The 4173-nt window shown below is 63.5% G+C and carries 3 protein-coding genes; all 3 read left to right on the top strand.

Annotated elements, in window-relative coordinates; all coding sequences use genetic code 11:
• Positions 1–1228, top strand: a 1228-nt coding sequence (locus EOA33_RS39285; RefSeq protein WP_210212608.1) for a hypothetical protein, incomplete at its 5' end; no start/stop codon positions are given.
• Positions 1229–1234: 6 nt separating this feature from the next.
• Positions 1235–2797, top strand: a complete 1563-nt coding sequence (locus EOA33_RS26320) for a hypothetical protein (protein ID WP_127406965.1) — start codon at positions 1235–1237, stop codon at positions 2795–2797.
• Positions 2794–4173 (top strand): hypothetical protein (locus tag EOA33_RS26325; RefSeq protein ID WP_145989287.1); only part of this gene is annotated, 1380 nt, incomplete at its 3' end. The genes EOA33_RS26320 and EOA33_RS26325, both read left to right, overlap by 4 nt.

Below are 4173 nucleotides of genomic sequence, written 5' to 3' on the forward strand. Positions count from 1 at the left end.
CGTCCTGTTCGACGACTTGGTCACCCAGATCGTCGAACATCCTGAATGGGCGGCCTGCGAAGGATGCGGCCTTTACAAAACCAGCAGCTGCCCGATACGCAGGAACCGGGCGCTGCTCGCCGACCGCGGAGCCGCCTCCATGCGGTCGAGGCTCGGCGACCTCATCAGGATCGCGGCCGCGAACGACACCCACCTGCCGATGCGTCACATTCTCGTGCTCATCGTCAACGTGCTCCTCGGGGTCTCGGACCGCAAGACCACGCTCATGACGTGCGGGGCGGCGCACCTGCTGGCCGCCGAAGACGAGACCGTCCGGTCCAATCCGTACGACAACGTCCTCGGGCTCAATCTCAAGGCAAACGAGAATCGGGATTACCTCGCCTTCACGGTGTTCGAGAACGCGGGGATCGGGCTGGAGACCAACAACGAGATCGACACCCTTCTCATCGAAAAGGAACCTCCGGACGTCCATGCGAAGTACGTCGCGTCAGACCCGGTGCACGGAGAACCGCTGTTCGAGCCTGCGCGGGTTAACTACAGGCGCGGCACGTACGATGACTTCACCGTCTTCCAGAGGGCGCTCGAGGCGCAGCGCAGGCGCCTGTTCTTCGTGCTGCCCCCGTCAACGAAGGAAGAGGAAGTCGACCCGTGGAGGCTGACGGTGTTTCGGCACGGCGGGCAGTACATTGATTTCTGGAAATCCGGCTGCAGGGGAGGGCCTTCCGAACATATCAAGAGCAGGCTCGTGATAGGCCTCAACCGCAGCTACTCGGGCACGATGTGCGACGACTCTAACGTGCTGTGGCTGACGGGTCCGGCGGCGAACACGCAGAGCAGGGTAGGCCGCATCCTCGACTTCGAAATTCCGGTCGGTCAGGATGTAGGCGGCCCAGTGCATTTCAACCTCGTGCCGGATAGCCGGACGGGAAGGCCCAAGATGTCGATCGGCATCCGTGAACGGTTCAGCGACCCGTTCGCGGAAGTGGCCGACCACAAGCTGTCGCCGCTCCTTTTCGAGTACCTGATGCGGGTCGAGCGGGGCAGCCTGCCCGGCAGCTTCTCCCGGCAGTGCTTCGAGGAACTCCGGCAGTTCAGGCTGCGCGTCATGGCCCGCCTCCAGCAGGCGCGGCTCGTGAGGAGGGAAGACCTGAAGAACATGCGCGTCGTCCGCCTCGGCGACGACGGGCGGCTGCGGGCGGATTCGCTCGACATCGTGGCGGCGGAGTAGAACCCGATGGTCAAGAATTACCTTGAAGGCGCGCTCGAGCCGCCGACGGAACAGTTCGCCAAGGGCACGGACGTATGGCTCGAACAGCAGGTCTGGGGACATCGGCTCTATAACGACCAGACCCCGTGGTTCCTGCTGCTCGAAGCGCTGGGGATCATGTCGTTCAGGAGCGCCGACAAGAACTTCGACCGCATCCTTCCCGGTCTTGGCGAGGGCGGCAAGCACGAGCGCTTCAGCTACAGCCTCGCGCCGCGCCGCGAGCTGCGGACGGTCCTCTTCAAGGACAGGCACATCGACGAGATCGCCAACAGCGACGAATTCGGCTCCGACAATACCCGATGGACCAAGTGGTTCGAGCGCATCGGCACGAACGGCGAGGCCAAGTTCGGTTACCTGAAGGAGAGGTTCACCCGCTTTTCCTCCTTCAGGAACGCCGTCGTCCTGCTTCGCAGCGCCGAGATCGAGAGCGGCCGCAAGCGGCGCGCCACTTCCCGGCACTTGGCTCCCCGCGGACCTGCGATGCTGGCTGCGGATTTCGGGGAGAAGAAGACCGAGAAGGCGGACAAGGACCGCCGTTTCTTCTCTCGGGGCGGCGAACTGCTCTACATGATGCTCAACCGCAGTTCCCTGAGGGACAGTCTCGAGCCGTTGATCGAGAACCGCTTGCTCACCGAGGACAGCCGATGGAACGGCCTCGCCAAGGTCTTGCAGCCGCAGGAGCAGGACGCGCCTCTCGATTTCGACCTGGGCTACCTTCCCCTGCCATCCCACCGCGCCTACGAAAGGATCGCCCAGGACTGGTTCAACGTCCTGTCGCTGTCGGAACTGCCTGACGACAACCTGCCCGAGCCGCTCATGCGGCTGACCGGGTTCGGGATCATACGGTACATGATCGAAAGAGCGGCCGAAGCGCTCGGGTCCGAGCCTCCGCCGATCCCGCTGGACATGGTCAGCACGTCGACCGTCGGGGTGAAACGGATTTCTCAGGACTGCTTCAGGCGTCACAGGGACATGACCCGAACCGCGATCGAGCGGCTCACCGAGGAGTTCGCCGCTTCCGCCGAGTGGAAGGCCGCGCTCGAGATGCCCCACAAGGTGCGCGCCGCCAACGAGATTGTCGAAAAGCGCTTCGGTTTCACCTGGGGCGACAGCGACCAGCGCCCCGAACCGGAGCAGTACCCGGAGCACATCGCAAGGGAAGCGCTCGAAGACCATGACCAGCACCTCGGGCGCGTCATCGGTTTCTACGCCGAGCAGATTGGCCTCGCCGTCGCCGTCCGTGGAGCGGGCCGCTGGTACGCCGCGAGCGACGGCCTGCTCGAGGCGCTCGTCCTGGCCAACGTCAGGGAACCCGTCGAATTCGAGACTTTCCTCAGGACGCTCTGGGACCGTTACGGGATCGTCGCGGGTTCGGAGGTCGGCCGTGAGACGTTCAAGGCGGCTAACTACGGGCACTTCAAGGCCAACCAGAGGCTGCTGGAGGAGCGCCTGCGCGTCCTCGGCCTCGTGCACCGTCTTTCCGACGACTGCGCTTTTGTCCATAACCCGTTCTACGAGGTCCGCCGATGAACGTGTCCGTGTCTGCTTCCACAACCGAAAACGACCAAGCAGTGGCGCTTGTCGCGGACGTTTCGGTCGCCCGGATCGAGAGCGAGATGCTCGACAGCCCCGGCAGGAAGTCCCTGTTCTCCATCGTCGACCTTCCGCCAGACCTGACGTGCGCGGTGGCCAGGCAAGTCGCGGCCCGCATCCCGGGAGCGGAGGTATACGTCAACCCGGCGCTGCAGGACGGCACCCTGCCTCAATCCATGCTTTCCAACTACAGCGCGACCCATTTCCGGAACATGGAGCGCCCTGCGGGCCAAGGCGTGATCCTGTTCTCGGTCACCACCGACCATCTCGACGTGGTGGGAGCGACCGTCAAGGAGATCAAGCAGATTTCGGAGGAAGCCCTGTCCCAGGCTCCCGGACTCTGGATTTCCATGTGCCCGGAACTCAAGGACCTGCCAGCGAGGCATCGGGACAACGTCTGCAACTTCGTGCGCGGCGCGTTCGCCGCCGGCCTCGTCGTCGACGGGCTGCCGATGCTTTCGAAATTCATGCTGATGCTGAACAGCGAACATCAGAAAAACGCACGCATCGAAAAGGCTCTCGACAACGCGCTGCCCGCCTTCCGGATTCCGGCAGGAGCCGGGCGGTTCAAGGACTTCGCCCCGAAAGGCCGCATTAAGAGCGTGGAGAAATGGAGCGAGGAGCTTTCCGAACTCCACCGCAAAGCCGAGGACGCGCTCTATCTCAGGAACGACCGCGGCGCTCCGCTGGACCGAGGCGTCCTTAGGGAGAGGATCGGCGAGCTGTTCGCGAACGCCCGCATGCGGCGGGAGGAGATGGACGTCCTGATCGCCCTCGTCGACGACGACAGCATCCAAGCGGGAAGCTGGAGGCCGTCGCAGGAAGCCGCGGCCCGGCTGCGATGGGAAGTTTTCGAGCCTGTTCTGAAAATCAGCAAGGCGGCAACGCGGATCAAGCTGTCACAGGCCTCGTCGCTGTTCTTCAAGACCAACTTTCCGGCCGTCCTCGAGGAAGAGGACAAACACCTCCTCGAGAACGACATCATCGAGACTGGCGAGGCCGACGACGCGGAACGCGAATTCTTCTTCAAGTACCGGGAGACGCTGAAGGAGGACAAGAAGCTCCTGAAGCGATGGGAGGCCTTTATCTTCCGCAAGACGGAAGAGCACCCGAACTTGCTCTCAGGCATCCTGCTCGCGGCTGCGGACCTCGTCGGCGCTGTCGACGCGATGCCCGAAAAGCCCGTCCTCATCCTCCGGCTCGAAGGAGCCGACAAGGCGAGCTACTGGAAACACAAGAACGCCGAAATCTGCCGTTTTCTCCGGGACAGGTTCAGGGGGCTGCCCGAACTCCTGGCGCCGACGATCACCTGC

Source organism: Mesorhizobium sp. M4A.F.Ca.ET.050.02.1.1, from assembly GCF_003997725.1.
GTDB lineage: Bacteria > Pseudomonadota > Alphaproteobacteria > Rhizobiales > Rhizobiaceae > Mesorhizobium.